At 56.4% G+C, this 16,595-nt stretch carries 11 protein-coding genes; 3 read left to right on the top strand and 8 right to left on the bottom strand.

Annotation, left to right across the window (positions count from 1 at the left end; genetic code table 11):
- Positions 1 to 5 precede the first annotated feature (5 nt).
- Complete coding sequence (locus ACP7A4_RS11020) at positions 6 to 383, top strand: response regulator (protein ID WP_426246803.1); 378 nt, start codon at positions 6 to 8, stop codon at positions 381 to 383.
- A 15-nt stretch (positions 384 to 398) separates the two neighbouring features.
- Here ACP7A4_RS11020 and ACP7A4_RS11015 read toward each other — a convergent pair whose 3' ends face one another.
- Together ACP7A4_RS11015 and ACP7A4_RS11010 are read right to left on the bottom strand one after the other, a co-directional pair.
- Complete coding sequence (locus tag ACP7A4_RS11015) at positions 399 to 2,093, bottom strand: ATP-binding protein (protein WP_426246801.1); 1,695 nt, start codon at positions 2,091 to 2,093, stop codon at positions 399 to 401.
- A gap of 219 nt (positions 2,094 to 2,312) precedes the next feature.
- On the bottom strand, positions 2,313 to 3,368 hold the full coding sequence (locus tag ACP7A4_RS11010; RefSeq protein ID WP_426246799.1) for a tetratricopeptide repeat protein: 1,056 nt from the start codon (positions 3,366 to 3,368) through the stop codon (positions 2,313 to 2,315).
- Between the two features lie 196 nt (positions 3,369 to 3,564).
- On the opposite strand from ACP7A4_RS11010, the gene ACP7A4_RS11005 reads away from it, so the two are divergent.
- Positions 3,565 to 4,701, top strand: coding sequence for a glycerate kinase (locus ACP7A4_RS11005; RefSeq protein ID WP_426246797.1), 1,137 nt, complete (start codon positions 3,565 to 3,567; stop codon positions 4,699 to 4,701).
- An 89-nt stretch (positions 4,702 to 4,790) separates the two neighbouring features.
- Positions 4,791 to 6,134: a CDP-diacylglycerol--serine O-phosphatidyltransferase gene (pssA, locus tag ACP7A4_RS11000; RefSeq protein ID WP_203303457.1), complete on the top strand. Its 1,344-nt coding sequence runs from the start codon at positions 4,791 to 4,793 to the stop codon at positions 6,132 to 6,134.
- Positions 6,135 to 6,186: 52 nt separating this feature from the next.
- On the opposite strand, the gene ACP7A4_RS10995 is transcribed toward pssA, so the two are convergent.
- The 6 genes from ACP7A4_RS10995 to ACP7A4_RS10970 all read right to left on the bottom strand — a co-directional run bounded on the left by ACP7A4_RS10995 (position 6,187) and on the right by ACP7A4_RS10970 (position 16,534).
- Positions 6,187 to 8,379, bottom strand: coding sequence for a TonB-dependent receptor (locus ACP7A4_RS10995; RefSeq protein ID WP_426247140.1), 2,193 nt, complete (start codon positions 8,377 to 8,379; stop codon positions 6,187 to 6,189).
- A gap of 216 nt (positions 8,380 to 8,595) precedes the next feature.
- Positions 8,596 to 8,874: a DUF1652 domain-containing protein gene (locus tag ACP7A4_RS10990; protein WP_059761964.1), complete on the bottom strand. Its 279-nt coding sequence runs from the start codon at positions 8,872 to 8,874 to the stop codon at positions 8,596 to 8,598.
- A 266-nt stretch (positions 8,875 to 9,140) separates the two neighbouring features.
- On the bottom strand, positions 9,141 to 12,182 hold the full coding sequence (locus ACP7A4_RS10985; RefSeq protein WP_426246795.1) for a hypothetical protein: 3,042 nt from the start codon (positions 12,180 to 12,182) through the stop codon (positions 9,141 to 9,143).
- A 27-nt stretch (positions 12,183 to 12,209) separates the two neighbouring features.
- Entirely contained in the window at positions 12,210 to 12,938 is a 729-nt protein-coding gene (locus tag ACP7A4_RS10980; protein WP_426246793.1) for a hypothetical protein, read from the bottom strand.
- Positions 12,939 to 13,337: 399 nt separating this feature from the next.
- Entirely contained in the window at positions 13,338 to 13,535 is a 198-nt protein-coding gene (locus tag ACP7A4_RS10975) for a hypothetical protein (protein ID WP_426246791.1), read from the bottom strand.
- A 146-nt stretch (positions 13,536 to 13,681) separates the two neighbouring features.
- Positions 13,682 to 16,534 carry a S8 family serine peptidase gene (locus ACP7A4_RS10970; protein ID WP_426246789.1) on the bottom strand — a complete coding sequence of 951 codons (2,853 nt, stop codon included), beginning with the start codon at positions 16,532 to 16,534 and terminating at the stop codon, positions 13,682 to 13,684.
- Between the last annotated feature and the right edge of the window lie 61 nt (positions 16,535 to 16,595).

Below are 16,595 nucleotides of genomic sequence, written 5' to 3'. Positions count from 1 at the left end.
GACCCATGAGTGAAGATGCACTGGATGTCGTGTTGATTGTCGAAGATGATCCTTCGATCCTGATGGTCCTGTCTGACTATTTGTCCGGTGAGGGCTATCGTGTATTGCAGGCGGAGAATGGCGAGCAGGCATTCGAAATTTTGGCCAGCAAGCCGCACCTGGACCTGATGGTCACTGACTTTCGGCTGCCCGGCGGGATTTCAGGTGTGCAAATCGCTGAGCCTGCGGTTAAATTGCGGCCCGATCTGAAGGTGGTCTTCATCAGCGGCTACCCACAAGAAATCCGTGATACGGACAGCCCCATCACGCGCAAAGCCCCTATTTTGGCTAAACCGTTCGACCTGGACGAGTTACAGAGCATTATCAAGACCTTGTTGGCCTGACACTCTCCGCAAGGTTCAGGGTTGGCGTTGCGTCTTGCCTGCCTGCACCATCTCATTCACCTTGGCCGTCAGCAGGTCAAAGGTGAAGGGCTTGGTAATCAGTTGCATACCCTCATCCAGAAACCCGCCGCGCGCCGTAGCATGTTGTGCGTAGCCGGTAATAAACAGCACCTGCAACTGTGGCCGGACCTGGCGACTGATTTCGGCCAACTGACGCCCATTCATTCCCGGCAAGCCCACGTCGCTGATCAACAAATCAATGGTTTGTGCAGACTCGATGATCGGCAGTGCGCCATTGGCGTCTTCTGCACTGATCACCGTATAACCTTGCTCGCGTAATACATCGGTCACCAGATTGCGCACGGCACTGTCGTCTTCGACGACCAGCAGCGTTTTGCTCGCGTTGGCGCAGGTTTGGGCCAACGACAGACTGTCGACGTTCAAACTGCTACTGCTTGCGTTACACCGGGGCAGGAAAATCTCAACCGTGGTGCCATGCTGCTCCTGGCTTTGGATGCGCACATGACCGCGTGACTGTTTGCAAAATCCATAAATCATAGACAGGCCCAAGCCTGTGCCTTGGCCTATGGGCTTTGTTGTGAAAAACGGATCGAAAGCACGTTTTAGCGTGCTTTGGGCCATGCCGCAGCCATTGTCCGTCACGCGCAGCACAATGTAATCGCCTGGCGTGAGCTTGGCATTGGCTTCGCTGAAGGCTGTGTTCACCTGTTGGTTAAAGGTTTGAACGGTAAAATGCCCGGCGGCTGGCATGGCATCACGGGCGTTTGAGATCAGATGTAGCAACGCATTTTCCAATTGCACGGGGTCTACTTCTGCCACCCACAGGGCATCGTCAACTTCAAGGGTTAGCTGTGTTTCCGGGCTCAGGTTTTGTGCGATGAGTTGGCGCTGTGCCATCAGCCACGGGTTGATGGACAGGGGCTTGGCGTCCAGTGACTGGCGCCGTGAAAAAGCCAACAGCCGATGGGTGAGGCCCGCAGCGCGATTGGCGGACGTCACGCCCATGTCAATCAGGCTATCCAGTTCGTCGGTTTTGCCTCGAGCCACTTTGCGTCGTAGTAATTCCATACTGCCGATGATCCCGGCCAGCATGTTGTTCAGGTCATGGGCTATACCGCCGGTGAGCTGGCCAATAGCTTCCATTTTTTGCGCGTGACGCAGGTCTTCGTTGTGCTTGAGTTGCTCTTCCACTCGCTGATTTATTTCAATATCAATAGCTTGCAGTGCACTCTTGATAAAACTCTCACGTTCAGTCAGGCGAGCTGCGCAGTCACGGGCAACGTATTGTTGACGGCGGCTTCGCAACGCGTTTTTCGACAGGCACAGCAACTGTGTGTAGGTCCAGGAGGGCGCTAACAACATCGCGTTACCGAGTTGAGCGCTGAGTTCGGTGATTTGCAGGTCAGACCAGTATTGGCCTGATGTCAGTACGATCACCGCCACATCGGACCAGTCTGGCTGGTGCGCAAGTACCTTGCTCAGTTCGCGCAGTTCTTCGGCTTGCCGTGAGCTGGCTTCGACAATCAACAGCCCCGCACCTTCTGTCAGTGCCGGTTGCAACTGATCGATGCGCGAAAGCTGAAGGCTGTTAACACCGCCCGAAGCCAATTGTTGCTGATCAACAGACCTGACCAGTCCGGGGCACGTGAGAATCAGTGCGCGCTCTTCGGGTGGACCCAATGCAATCACAGAATTTCCCGCCTTTTGATACCTGACCTATAACCATTCCCCGCCTGTTAAGCGGCTATAAGGTCTTGACCCTGCGGTATCGCGGCGGTTCAACGATTTGAAATTATTATTCATATGGAGGGTTTGTTGGCGTCACACGGTGCGTTTGAGTAAGTACAGCGCGATCTTCGCATCCATGACCGTGACGTGCTCGCTCAGGCCCTGAGTGGCAGGCAGTGCTCAAAGTCCCTGCTGTAAGGCCGGGTCATCCGGGTTTTGCTGCTCCAGCTGCGCCAGCAGCACCTGCACATTTTGCAATTGCCCGGACTCCTTCCAGTAACGGATTAACAACACCCGGGCTTTGCGATTGGAAGGCTGGCGTTGCAGCAGTTCTTCAAGTTGGCGTTGTGCCGCCTCCAGTTGCTCAAGGTCGTGCAAGGCGATCGCAAGCTTGTAACGGTAGTCGCTTTTGTCGGGTTCCAGTTCTACCGCTTTGGCCAAACCCAGCAGGGCATACTCGGTTTGGCCATGGTTAAGCAACCAAATCCCCAGTGCATGCTGTAAGTAGGCGGAATCGGGTTTGGCTTGCAGTTGCTGGGCCAATAATGCGCGTGCCTTGTCGGTTTCGCCGCGCTTGTCCAGCAACTCTACCCGCGCGACCACGGCTTTTAGATTGTCCGGTTCAAGGTGGGTGACTTTTTCCAGCGCGGCTTGAGCATCGTCCAATTGACCTTCATGCAGGTACAGCCGTGCCAGTTGGCCTTGCGCTTGTGCGCTGTCCGGCTGGGTTTTGAGTGCCCGTTCGTATTCGTCGATGACGTGTTGCAGCGGACCGAAATACAGCCCTTGCTCATCCGGTGATAACCCCAGCAACGCATTGGCGGCAGCAAAGCGCACGCTTTGCTCCGTGTCATCCAGGATCGGCCCCAGCAGCAGTGTCCGTTGAGCGTTCGGCACCAAGCCGACGATACTCTGGATCGCGGCTTCGCGAACCAGAGGCGAAGGATGTTGCAAATCGGCATCGGCAAGTTTCAAGGCTTGCGGGCTGGGGTAGTTGGGCAGTTCGGCATGCAGACTGGCGCGGCGTATGTCGGACAAATCAGTACGGGCCAATTGCTGATAAAGCACGCGCGCAGCACCAGGCTGACCATTGTGCGCCTGCTCAAGCGCCTTGGTGTAGCTGTGGGGGACGCTGGCAGAGTTCACGGTCGCGCCAGGGCGCATCCACCACCAGAGGCAGGCGGCAACGATGGCAGAGGCAAGGCTGATCAGCAGATAGCGGCGGGGCTTGAGCATGCAAATTCCAGAAGCAGGCGTGCGTAAGGGTGTTCAGCTTCGGTCAGTGAGCCTGATGAGTCAAACCCTTGTCCGATCTCACGCGCTGAGCTTGTGGGAATGTACAACAAAGCCCGTGATACCTTGTGCAGCCGACTGGCGTGTTTACCCACGGTTGCTGGCAGCATGGAGTGCATAAGAACTGGAGATTCGCCTGATGAAAATCGTCATAGCCCCTGACTCGTTCAAAGACAGCCTGAGCGCTGCAAAAGTCGCCGATGCCATTGCTATCGGCCTGGCTGACGTCTTGCCGCACGCGCAGTTGATCAAATGCCCGATGGCTGACGGCGGTGAGGGGACCGTTGATGCGATTGTGGCAGCGGGCAATGGCCAGTTACGCCGTCATCAGGTGCAAGGGCCTTTGGGTGAGCCGGTTCAGGCGAACTGGGGCTGGCTGCCGGACAGCCACACCGCGATCATTGAAATGGCAGAAGCCAGTGGCTTGCAATTGGTGGCGCTCGGTCAACGCAATGCGTGCATCAGCAGCACCTATGGCACCGGTGAATTGATCAAGGCCGCGCTGGACGCAGGCGCACAGCGCATCATTCTGGCCATTGGTGGCAGCGCGACCAACGACGCAGGTGCCGGGGCGCTGCAAGCCTTGGGGCTTGGATTGTTTGATGCTCAAGGTCAGCCGCTGCCTCGTGGCGGTTTAGCGTTGGCCACGCTGGCCCGTATCGATCTGCAAGGGCTGGATGCCAGGCTGGCCGGGGTGCGCTTTGAAATCGCAGCGGACGTGAATAACCCGCTGTGCGGCGAGCACGGTGCCTCGGCCATTTTCGGCCCGCAGAAAGGCGCCTCGCCCGAGCAAGTCAACCTGCTGGATCAGGCGCTGGGGCATTTTGCAGACCGTTGCGCCACTGTGCTGCCCAAGGATGTGCGTGATGAGCCAGGCTCAGGAGCGGCAGGTGGGTTGGGCTTTGCTGCCAAGGCGTTTCTTGGCGCGCAGTTTCGCGCCGGGGTGGAGGTCGTTGCGGAACTGGTCGCTCTGGCAGAAGCGGTGCAGGGCGCGGCACTGGTCATCACCGGCGAAGGCCGTTTCGATGCACAAACCTTGCGCGGCAAGACGCCCTTTGGCGTGGCCCGCATCGCTCAGCAACACGGCGTACCCGTGGTCGTGGTGGCGGGCACGCTGGGTGATGGCTATCAAGCGCTGTACGCGCACGGCATTCATGCGGCGTTTGCTTTAACCAGCGGCCCGATGACGCTGGAGCACGCGTGTGCGCATGCGTCGCAGTTGTTGACTGATCGCGCGCGCGACATCGCACGGTTGTGGAGCCTGGGCCAGGGTTAAGAGGGCCGCCGACAGCGGCGTGGCTAATGCTTAAAACACAGAATCGTGTAAGCTTCGCGGTTCTTCGCATTCGACCCTTAGCGAGCCCTATGCCGTCGTTCTTCAAACGCTCTTTGCTGCCTAAGTTGCGCAGTTTCCCGTTGGCCGCCGATGCGGTGCACATCTTGCCCAGTGCGGCCGAGTTTCGTCGTTGCCTGTTGCAGCATATTGCAGGTGCCCGTCAGCGCATTACGCTGGTGGCCTTGTACCTGCAACAGGATGAAGCCGGACAGGAAATTCTCGATGCCCTGCATGCCGCCAAAGCCGCCCGGCCCGAGCTTGAAATCGTGGTCATGGTCGATTGGCTGCGCGCTCAGCGCGGATTGATTGGCGCGGGCAAGCAGCCAGGCAATGCGGCCTGGTATCAGGCGCAGACGCTGGCACATGACACGCAGGTGCCGATTTACGGCGTGCCGGTGCAAACCCGTGAACTGTTCGGGGTGTTGCACCTTAAAGGCTTCATCGTTGACGACTGCGTGATCTACAGCGGTGCCAGCCTCAATAACGTGTACCTGCACAAGTTCGACAAGTACCGTTTCGATCGCTATCACGTGATTAACAACAAGCCGTTGGCCGACTCGATGCAGCATTTTGTGCAGCACGATTTGATCCAGACCCCAGCGGTGCATCGCCTTGATGTGCCTTCACTGCCGAGCACGCGCAGTCTGCGCTCTGCCATCGGTGATCTGCGCAGTCGTCTGAAAAAAGCCAGTTACGACACCAGCGCCGGTACGGTCGGCCATTTCGGCCTGTCTGTCAGCCCTTTGCTGGGGGTGGGTAAAAACAACCCGCTCAGTCGCGTGATCTGTGAATTGATCGCCAGTGCGCAACAGCAACTGACCCTCTGTACCCCGTACTTCAATCTGCCTTTGCCCGTGACCCGCGAAATCAATCGTGCGCTGGAGCGGGGTGTACGCATTGATATCGTGGTCGGTGACAAGACGGCGAATGATTTCTATATCCCGCCCAGTGAGCCGTTCAAAGTGATCGCGGCGTTGCCGTATTTGTATGAGTTGAGCCTGCGCCGGTTTGCTAAAAGTCATCAGCGTATGATCGACAGCGGCCTGCTGAACCTGCACTTGTGGCGCGACGGCGATAACACCTATCACCTCAAGGGGATGTGGGTGGATGAGCGCTACACCCTGATTACGGGAAATAACCTCAACCCGAGGGCGTTTCGTCTGGATCTGGAAAACGGCCTGCTGATCGATGATCCACGGCGCGAACTGCTAGAGCCGCGACGCAAAGAGCTGGATGCGATTTTTGCTCACACCCGACGCATCGACTCATACAAACACTTGGACACCCTGGCCGATTACCCACCCGCAGTGGCCAAGTTTTTGCGTCGGGTCAGCCGGGTGCGGATCGAGCGCTTGCTGTACCGGATACTTTGAACGCAGGGACGACAGGCCGGTTTTAACCACCGGCCTGTCTTCTCTCGGGTCGTTAGAAGTCGACGGTCGCCGAGACTTTCAATGAGCGCGGTTCTCCCTGGCTCAAGTAGCCGCCGTTGGCAGACGCCCAGTAGTTTGTGTTGGCGACGTTTTCCAGATTCGCCCGCAAGGTGATGGCACGCTGCTCCACCTCAAAGCTGTACCGAGCGCCCAGGTCGAAACGGTTCCAGGCCGGAATGCTCAGGGTATTGGCTTCATTCACGTATTGGCCGCCGGTGCGCAGCATGCGCGCATTCAGCGCCACGCCTTGCAGCCCCGGTACATCCCAGTCAGCGCCCAGGTTGTACTGGAATTTGGGCACACCGATTGCTCGATTGCCATCATTGGCGCCGTTTTTGGTGTCTCTCAACTCAGTGTCCATCACCGTTGCGCCTGCCAGCAGGCGCAGGCCATCGATGGGCTCACCGTAAATGTTCATTTCTACGCCACGATTGCGTTGTGTGCCCTGACGCACGTAAACGTTGTCCGCATTGGTATAGCCATCTGACGGTTTTTCAATACGGTAAACACCCAGACTCGCGCCAAAGGTGCCGTGGTCATATTTGATCCCGGCTTCTACCTGCTTGGAGCGTGCGGGGGCAAATACTTCGCCAGCATTGGCCACCGGGCTGCCACCCGCAGAAGCGGGTGCGGTCGGCCCTTGTGCCAACCCTTCGATGCGGTTGGCATACAACGAAACGTTGTCCCAGGGTTTGAGCACGATGCCGTAGACCGGGGTGGTGATGGATTCGTCGTAGGCAGCGGATCGAGTGCCTTTGTAGTTCCAGCCATCCACTTTCAGTGTCTGTTTGCGCAGACCGTAGGTCACAAGAATGCGGTCATCGACAAAGCCCACGGTGTCAGAGAGCGCCACGCTGCGGTTGATGGTTTTGCCGACAATCCCCGGATCATTAATGTCGCCGCCCACGTATTTACCGGGAGCAGGTTTTGGCACGTCCACGGTGTCATACAGGTTGTTGTTGAAGGTGGCGCTCAAGTCATAGGCCGAGCGTTGCTGGGTCCAGATGCCGCTTAACCCCAGGTTGACCTGATGGCTCACAGGCCCGGTCTGAAATTTGCCGCGCAGCCCGGCCATTGCACTGCGGTTGTCTTCATCGTGGGCCACAAACATGTTTGAGGCCGTGGTCGCGCCTGCCGAATTGACCAAGGTTGGCGTCGAATAATTGCCGACTTCGCGCGTGTGTTTGGCCCCGGCTGCGGCGTACGCGGTCCAGTGGTCGTTGAGGTCGTACTCGGCGCGCGCCATGCCAAACGTGTCTTCCAGTTCAGTGGATGTCCACTTCTGGCTGTAGTTGTGGTCGGCATCGGGGGCATGGGGGATGTCTGTGAGCTTGGCGCCCGCGTACACCACGTTACGGTTGCCATTGATGCGTTGCTTTTGATAGCCAAAATCAGTCGATACACGCAAGCGATCACCACGGTAATCCAGGCCCAGGGCAAACAGCTTGGTGCGCTGGTTTTCATCGTCGATGGCGGTGTCACCTTCGCGCTGCGCCAGGTTCATGCGTACCCCGAACTGGTTGTCGGTGCCAAAACGTTGCCCCAGATCCAGGTGCTCGCCGATCCGTCCATCACTGGAAATATCCGTGGTAAAGCGTCGGGTCGGGGTGTCCAGCGCGCGCTTTGGCTGAAGATTAATGCCGCCCCCCACCCCCGAGCCGGTAGGTGTAACGCCATTGATGAAGGCATTCGGCCCTTTGAACACCTCTACACGTTCAAGGTTGTCAGCTGAAATGACCTGGCGTGGCAGAACACCGTACAAACCGTTATACGAGATATCGTCTGTGCTGAGGGGGAGGCCACGGATTACAAAAATTTGCGAGGCGTTGCCGTAGCCGAATGACTGGCGCACGGAGGCGTCATTGAGTAGCACATCACCCAGGTTTTCAGCCTGTTGGTCTTCAATCAGTTGCGAGGTGTAGCTCGACATCGTGAAAGGGACATCCATGATGTCCTGACTACCCAACACGCCCAATTCACCGCCGCGCGCGACCTGACCGCCGCTGTATACAGAAGGTAAGGCGTTTTGGGGCGGGGCATCGGCCGATACAGCGGTAGGGTCCAGTGTCAACGTGCCACTCGCTGCTTGGTCCGCATGGACGGTAAAACCGGCACACGCGCTCAGGCAGCCGATGAGGGTTGCAGCAATGGGGGTTAGACGAAAAGGCTGGGGAGGTGTGGGCAACATCGAAATTTCCGCATGCGAAGAGAGATGAGGTGATCAGCTTCCATGCAGATATAAAAGCAAATGATATAGATTCACAGTTGTAACAAAAAGAAAAATCTGCCTCCTCTTTAAGAAACAGAGCACAACGTGAAGTGATCGAGAAAGAGGATCAGGCGTGATCCTCGTGGGGGAGGTCGGTAGGGAGAGGCGTGACGCTTCAATGCGCTGCGAGATTCAGGCCAGTACGCGCCATGCCTGCGGTGGAACGAAACTCTCAAGTTCGTCTTCAACGGCTTGAATGATGTGCGCCACTTCGCCGGTGGTCATGACGGTGGAGCAGGGAATGCCGGCGATGGCGATTACCGTCTCGCCACTGGCGCGGTCGAACAGTCGCACGATCATGCTGCGAGGCGCGTCCATGGTTGCCTCAAAGCCCATCGGTTTAAAATGCCAGCGCATCAGTTGGCAGGCGTTGGGAAAGGTCACTTTAGTGCTGTTGCCCATAGGATTCATCGAGCGTTTCCTTTTGCTCTGTGTCTGAACGGTTACGGGTAAGGCCCTGCATGTGCACGAGAGCCTTACGGGATCAAAGCTAGCACTTACGCTGCACAACGATGAGATTTTTGTTAGCGGCGCGCCCATTGAATGGCCAGGTTTTGATGTAAATCATGCAGTGAAGCGATTTAGCGTCGCATTGCAGGTGTGAACGGCTTAGCTCAACCGATGGGTTGACGCTTGAGCAGGCATGGGGAGCCACCAACAGGCTCCCTTGACAGGCCTTACGGGGTGATTGGCGGTGTCATTTTAGGAATGTTGATAGGGGCGGCGAAGAGGCTGAAGACATTTAGACTTTTAACGGTATTTATCAAGTACAACTCATTGAATGCAGCGACATCATAGGTACGGGTGCCTGGGTTGGGCTTGAACAGATGGCTGGTCGTGCCACTGTTCATGGCGCGTTCAAGGCCATTGCGCATGCTCTCTTCAGTTTTAAACGAGGCCAGGCCAAAATTGGGGTCGTAGTAAAACCATTCTTTATCAGGCCCGTTCACTACCACACCGGCTGTTATGCCATGCCGACTATTTCCGATTAGTATGCTTTCCGATTTTTCCGCGCTGGCCAGATCAGAAATAATGTCTGAGTACGTCGCCTTGTAGGTGGTTTGCCCCCCATGAAATTCTGTTCTAAGGGTGGCCTGGAAATGTGTCAGGTTTTGCCGAAATTTTTGTGTGTTGGCATGTTCTGGATGCGCCATGACGGTGAAAAAGTTTTCGATCAATGTGTGTTGTTTCCCTTCTTGAATGGCATAAGCCATCGCGTTGGACAGCGCTGCACATTCGCCTCCCGAGATAGGATTGACCTGATTCAGATAGTAACCTTGCGGCATGAGCGTCACTGTCCCCCCTGCCGAAGTGACGTCCTCACTGAACTTTCTCGAATTCTCCAAGTTAATGGCTATTGCTTTTCTTTCAATCTGTTTTTTCAAACAGCCAATAGCGTGTGGTGTTCGTCCGGGAACCAGTGTCAGTTCTTTGATCTGAGTGATAGTCAACGAAGAAGAGTAGCCATCAATCACCGCGGGATTGCCTGATGTATAGCCTTGATTGAAATGCTGTGCATCCGCGAGTTTGGCGTTTGTCAGTTGTGTTCCGTACGCCTGAGGTAATTTTTCTAGATAGTCTATTCGCTGAGACAGACGGCCTAATTGTTCAGGGGAGCACGAAGAAGCCACGGCCAGTTTTTTTATGGCATCAATGCTCATTGACGCGGTGTAACCCGCTATGTCCGGGGGTGTTTTACTACTAAAACCGCGGTTGAAACTTGCACTGTCGGTATGTGATGCCTCCAAGAGCGCTGCATCAAAATCGCGTTCAAAATTCGGGTTGGGGGTTTGGCCAAACCAATTGGAGAACCAGCCCGAGCTCTGAATATCCCCCCCGTGTGCCACCACCGTGGGCGTGAAATTGTGCAGGGGCGAGCCGTAGGGGCGCGATCGGGCAACATCATAGGAGTACCATTTGCCTTCTTTGAGCACTGCGCTGGTCTCAACAGTGTTGCCGGCAACTTGCAAGTTTCCCTTCGCCGCGACGTCATACTGTCGGCTGGCCGCCTTCAGGAGATCATAGCTACCGCTGCCCGCACTGAACGTATTGATCGCCTTGCTCACAAGTTTGACGCCGCCTTCAAGCACATTGCCGGCAACAGTGAAGGGATTGAATTCACTGAGAAGAGCCTTACCTATCACTTTGCCTGCCTGCAACGCTTTTGCTCCAGCTGAAGCGGCTTTGCTGGTCGCGTTTAAAACTTTCGCACTCACACCGGCGCCCGCTGTCGCAAAACCAAATACATCAAAAGCGAGGTCTAAAGTCCCTGCACCAAAATTACCCTTACTAAAGTTAACGATGGCGGATCTTAAGGGAACCAGGTCCAGGAAAAATTCATTCACGTTCTTTTCGGCGTTTAGCGTGTCTTCGTAACGGGTACTTCCAGTGGCTTGCCTCACCACCGTCTCGTTATCAATATCGAGATGTTCAACCATTACATTGGCAAGGATTTGAGTGCGGGGACTTGAAAAACTATTGGGCGGTAGACCTGTGCTGGAGGGAGATCTGGAGGTCAGGTCGGCGGCGCTGGCGGTCGTGGGTGTAAACGCTTCCATATGCAGTGTGTTGGCGCCAGATATCATGCTCGAGTTGGTATAAATACCCATCGAAATAGGTTTTATTTTCCCCTCGCAAGTATTGATTTCGTACGCGCAGTGTGTGGAGCCCAACGTGGTTTTTACATACAGCGAAGGCTTTTTGCCGACGTAAGTATCACTCAGGCCTCGTTCATATTTTTTTTCTTGGCGAAATTCCAACGCGCCGAATTCAAAGTTCTTTCTGTCCGACAACGGAAGTTCGGAGATGAAGTGTTTGATGAGGATAGCAATCGATTCTTTAGAGGCATCCATGGCCTGTGAGAATTTCGTGTTGAACACTTCGTTGGTGTCGAACGCGAGAGATTTGCCTTTGATCGCGGCAGCAATACGTGGATCGGAAGTCTTCCAGTCGATGTTACTCATTACCTGCCCGCCCATCGCAATATCGAGCAATGAATGACCGTACACGGGACCTCGCGCCGCCACGCTAAACAGGTAAGGGGAAGGGGGTGAGGGATTCTTGGGTACCAGCAGCGGTTCTTCAAAAGGCACACCGGCACCAAACCGCTCTGTAAGTTTGGCCAATGCAATTTCTTTACGACTGGGAATTTCAGTGTTCGCCAGTCTGGAACCTTTGATGCGTTCAGAAGACTGCGCATTGAACGTGGTCCGTGCTAACTCGACCTCCTGCGCGCTGTAGTCTTCGGTTTTTTTTGACGGGAGAACACCTTGAACCACCGCCCAATCCAACAGGGCGGCTTTTTTGGCTTGTTGAGTGCTGGCTTTATCTTGCGCGCCGAGAGTCTGAGCCTCAGTCATGATCTGCGCATAGCTCAAATTGGGAACAGTGCCCGGCGCATTAGCCTCTACCGAAGCCGCTGCAACGGCGAAGCTGACCCAAGCGGCACTCCCATAGGTCACGCTGTCAGGAATATCTTTAGCCAGTAATAGTGGCGCTTTTCTTGCCAATAGCAGGTAGGCGCCCACCTTGGCCATCTCAGGTGTGGTTTTGCCCGTGCGGCTCAAGTGGCTGCTCAGTTCTGCGTGTATTTTGGATACCGGTTCTCCCCAGTGACTTTGCTGCGCCAAGTCAAAACCCGCGACTTTGTTACGCTGCGGCGTGTGCACGGCATCCGGATCGAGCATCAAATTAATGGCTGCCAACGCGTAATCATTCACGCTGGAGTCCGTGGCGATGCCCCCCATCTACGTTTGTAAGCTTTGCCCAAGTGCCTGCGCGCGAGGCGTACTGATGATAATTTCTAGCGCCTTGGCGGGGTTTTGTATGGCTTGTTCGCTGAGTTTTTGGTTGCTGTTCAGGTATTCCAGTATTCCGAGGCTCATGCCCATTTTCGGTGGATTTGGACGACTTGCACCGAAGTTTGTGGCGCCGCTCAATAGGGTGCGTTGCTCACTTGCAGTGAGAGGCAGCGGCCATGACAGGCTGCCGCCAAAGTTGCCCAATGGGTGCTGCAAGGCTCTGCCCAGTACGGCGTCAGCCAGAGTGTTTATATGTGAAGAGCGTGTGGGTAAAAACCATTTGTTGTCCTTGATGTACGTTTCTAGCGTGACCGTACTGCCCGATTCGGGGGTGTAGGGTGAGTCGGGGTGAATGTCCATCAACGTGTTTTTAAGTTCGGTTGTAATGGCTCCACGAGGGGGATGTACCCCCAGCTTCGTCATGATTGCGTTGAGCTTCTTGCCCAGCTCCATTAGGTCTTGTTTGCCGGCCAATGCCTTTTTCAGGCCAATGCTGACGGATGCACTGCTTGAGAGGTTTTGCGCAGTGGGTTGCGCAGCCACAGGCTGATGGGTGCGGGTGGGTGGCTCTGAAGGGGTTTGCGGCCTTTCTTGCGACGTAGGTGCCAGGTCTTTGGCGGTGGGAGGGGGCTGCTGCGGCCTGTGCTGTACCGTCGTAAGCGTGGAAGTTGTCATTCAAGGACTCCTGTCAAATGTGGCGAGATGATTCTCTGGCGACAGGACGTGACGGCTTCCTGAGGCGTCCTTGTGGGTGCGCAAATCACGTTTGCGGGTTCCTTGGCACAGTCCGCAACGTGTAAGGAGTTCGTACGCTCAACACACTGGGGTTTTAAACACAGGCAGCAATCTACGCCCACACTGTATTGGCTACGACTGATGCAAAGATGGGAGGCCACGAGGAGGGGGGCGGGTCCAGTTATCGGGACAAACGCACTGTGGCAGAGCTGATGTTTGCGGCGTTAAACACATCAGGTCCAGCCACGGTGGGTACAAAGCCTGGGCTGTATCGCCCACGTGCAGTGTGGTGGATAAAGGCCAGCGCTGAGTATCAGCCTGGCCTGTTCATTGGCTCATTCAGAAAGCAAAACTGTAGTGCGCTGTAATGCCATGCTCGCGGGCGCGATCACCACGCTGATGGTTCATGCTCACCTTGAAAGCGCTATCGCGGGTGAGCCGCGCAACGGCGCCGATGTCCAGCTGCGTGCTCGCTTGGTTTACCGGTGCCCCGCTGATATGCATCGTGGTGCTATCTTGCCAGGCGACGTCGGACACAGGTCGCAGGCCGCCACTCGCACGCGTATATGCCGCGCCAGCGGTGAGGCTTAACCAGGCAGGCCCGGATGATGTTTTGCCCATATCGAACGTGAAACGTACGCCGCCCGTGGCCAAATTCACAGCGCTATGGGGGCTGCGGACTTTTAATGCACCATGCCCCCTTGTTCGTTAAAGCTTTCACGCTGCAACCGGACATGTGCCAGTTGCAGGTAGGGCTGTATGTCCCATATCCCCGATTGCCAACGATAGCGACCTTCGATAAACGCCTGTTGGGTATGGTTTTTGGCGTCACTGGACAGCGTTTCATTCAGTCCTGTGAAGGTGACCCGGCGTTTGCTTTGGACCGTGTGATGCGCATAAGCCAGCCCGCCATACAGCCCGAACGCGTCCCACGTGTGCCCGGCATATAGGCCGATCTGATACGCATCGAGCGTGGCTTTGCCACTGGCACCGGCTTTGACGTCGCCTTGACCGCTGGCCATCATTACACCGAGGCGCGTGCCTTGCTCGAAGTCATGATCGGCACCCAGCAGCACACCTGCCAGGGTGTACTGCGCCCCTTGGGCATTGCCATTGCCGTCAATGCGGCCATTGTTGTGCAGCGACTGAACCCATACAGCCTGACGTGAGGGTGGCGATTCATGCTGTGCGGGGCGATGCAGGTTGCTGGCATGCTCAAGTGCTGCATTGCGCATGACGCGACTGCTCTCGATCAACACTGATGTGGTACTGGCATGCAACTGACCGCTGAGTTGGTCGAGCGCGTGCGGGGCATCTGCGGGAAACAACGCCGTCAAGCGTTGCGCCAGAGGATGCGATACCGCCAGGCGGTCGGCAGCGTTGGCCGTAGCGCGCTGGTTAGACGTTTTGGCCGCAGAGAGCAGTGGCACGCCACGACTGACTTCAAGCCCCAGCGCGTGTGAGTCATGGGTCTGATCAATGCGCAAAAACGGTGAAATCGCACGGTGATCCACCGAAGTAAATTGCCCGTAAACACCGGCATCGGCTTCAAGTACCGCGTAGCGTTGTCCCAGTGTAATCACCTCAGCCTGCGGGATCAGGTGCAAGGTGCCACCGTGTAGCAACGCCGTACCGGTCACCTTGAGTGCAGGTTGGGCGGGCAGGAGGCCAGGTTTGAACATGAATATTGACTCGCGGCCTTGCGCGTAATCGCCATTGACTGTGAGGGCGGTATCCGCACTACCGGGAGCCAGGGTGCCCAGCACCTGAGTGTGCGAGAGTTCGCCATTGCCCCCTAGATACCCGGTTGGGCCAACACGGGTATAAGCGCCCAGCTGTTGACCCGCAATGTGTGCCATGCCGCTGTTTACGTTAAGGGCGGTATCGAACAACGTACCGTTAATAAGTAGTCGGCCACCATTGACCTGGATGGCGTTGGTTAAGCGTTGAACGCCCTGCAGTTCCAGAGTGCCCTCGTAGAGCGTGGCACCCGCAAAAGTGTTGTTACCACTGAGCCGTAGCCAGCCAGGCCCGCTCTTGCTGAGATGGCCTGGCCCGCTGATATCGTTACGCCAATCGTCCCACGCGAGGCCCTGCCAAACCTTGGCCCCGCCAGCGTGAGCATTCATTGCCACGTGGGTGTCGACGCGTAACTGTCCCGGCCCCTCGATGGCTTTTTTCAGGTCCATCAAGCCCCAACCATAAATATCGTCCACGCCTGGCGCGCCAATATCGCGCGCAGTGGTCAGCAGTACGTCGCGGATCTGCGCGTTGTCCAGATAAGGGAAGCGCTCCATAAGCAAGGCCAGGCCGCCGGTAACGTGTGGGGCCGCCATCGAAGTGCCTGAGAGCTGCTGATAAGTGAACGTTGGCCGGTCGGCAATGATCTTGAATCCGCTTGTTTCACCGTGCATGTCTTCGGTTGTTTCGGCCTCTATCTGTGTCGTGACCACTGTGGAATTGATGTCGGTGCCGGGGGCTGCCAGGCACCAGTTTTGGCTATAACCACACCGCATGGAACGGTCAGAGAGCGTGAGGTGTTGATTAACATTGACCACGCTGAGCCAGTATGGCTCCAGCTCAGGGTACAGGCGGGGCAGTGTTGGGAGTGTGTCGGCGAAGGGCGCGCTTTCTGGGGACAGGTTTGCAGAGTCAGGCGTGTTTCCTGCGGCCCAGACTTGCAGCAATCCAAACTGTCGGGAGGCGTTTCCCAATGCGTTGCCTAACTGGCCGGGGGCTCCCTGCAGGCTCAGGTCTAACTGCGCAACACTCCACAGCCGCTCATCCAGCCCCCAGCTATGGTTTACGACTCGAACCTGTTGCTGCCGGAGTTGCGCATGAGCGTCGGATATAGCACTTAGCGTCAGCGATCGCGGTTCAAGCTCAATGGGCGCGGGGCTGAAGTAAGCGTGGGTGGAATGGCGCATTGCATGCAGTTGGCTACCCCAGGCCACCCCGTGGACACCTTGACCGTCTCTGTTCGCCAGTAGCGTACCTGCCACATGTGTCCCGTGACTGTCTGCACGTACACCAACGTTTTCCAGAAAGTGTTGCAATTCCTCGGCATCAACCAGCCCATAGGCCACGCTTTCTTCGAAATCCAGGATGTCTTCGGCGGGCACGTCGTTCCAGATCACTTGTTCGAGATCACCTCGGGTAAAAAAACACCCGTCGGTAACCGACAGGTTTTGTTCACTGTGGCATCCAGGCTCTGCCAGGATCAGCCCTTTATGATCAGCGCCCTGGAACTGGGGGTGACGCAAGTCAGTGCCGGTGTCGAGCATGCCCAGGTTTACGCCAATGCCACTCAGGCCTCTGGCGTAGGCGTAATCAGCCCCGATGGCGTGTAGCCCCCAATTTGACTGGAACTCCGTGCTGCGCCAACTCGCGGGATTGTGCAGGCGTCCTCTTTCGTCATAAGCCAGCGCCTGCTGCGGTAGTGCGCACAGGCTGGCCAGCAAACTGATCGCGAGCGTCCCTGACGCGCGGCCATATCCACGGTCGCGTAGGCCGTGGTGTGTTTTTAAGTTCAGCATCCTTGAATAACCCATTGCGATTGTCGTAGCTGGCTAGCTTGAGCAATCTGCGGGGCGGTGC

It is taken from the genome of Pseudomonas sp. TWR3-1-1 (genome assembly GCF_049896545.1).
In the GTDB taxonomy this organism is placed as follows: domain Bacteria; phylum Pseudomonadota; class Gammaproteobacteria; order Pseudomonadales; family Pseudomonadaceae; genus Aquipseudomonas; species Aquipseudomonas weihenstephanensis.
This window is presented reverse-complemented; position numbering and strand designations above follow the sequence as displayed.

Coding starts and splice junctions, on each gene's coding strand:
- ACP7A4_RS11010 (WP_426246799.1), bottom strand. CDS start 3,368: ATGCTCAAGCCCCGCCGCTATCTGCTGATCAGCCTTGCCTCTGCCATC.
- ACP7A4_RS10990 (WP_059761964.1), bottom strand. CDS start 8,874: ATGAATCCTATGGGCAACAGCACTAAAGTGACCTTTCCCAACGCCTGC.
- ACP7A4_RS10980 (WP_426246793.1), bottom strand. CDS start 12,938: ATGACAACTTCCACGCTTACGACGGTACAGCACAGGCCGCAGCAGCCC.
- pssA (WP_203303457.1), top strand. CDS start 4,791: ATGCCGTCGTTCTTCAAACGCTCTTTGCTGCCTAAGTTGCGCAGTTTC.
- ACP7A4_RS11005 (WP_426246797.1), top strand. CDS start 3,565: ATGAAAATCGTCATAGCCCCTGACTCGTTCAAAGACAGCCTGAGCGCT.
- ACP7A4_RS11020 (WP_426246803.1), top strand. CDS start 6: ATGAGTGAAGATGCACTGGATGTCGTGTTGATTGTCGAAGATGATCCT.
- ACP7A4_RS10970 (WP_426246789.1), bottom strand. CDS start 16,534: ATGCTGAACTTAAAAACACACCACGGCCTACGCGACCGTGGATATGGC.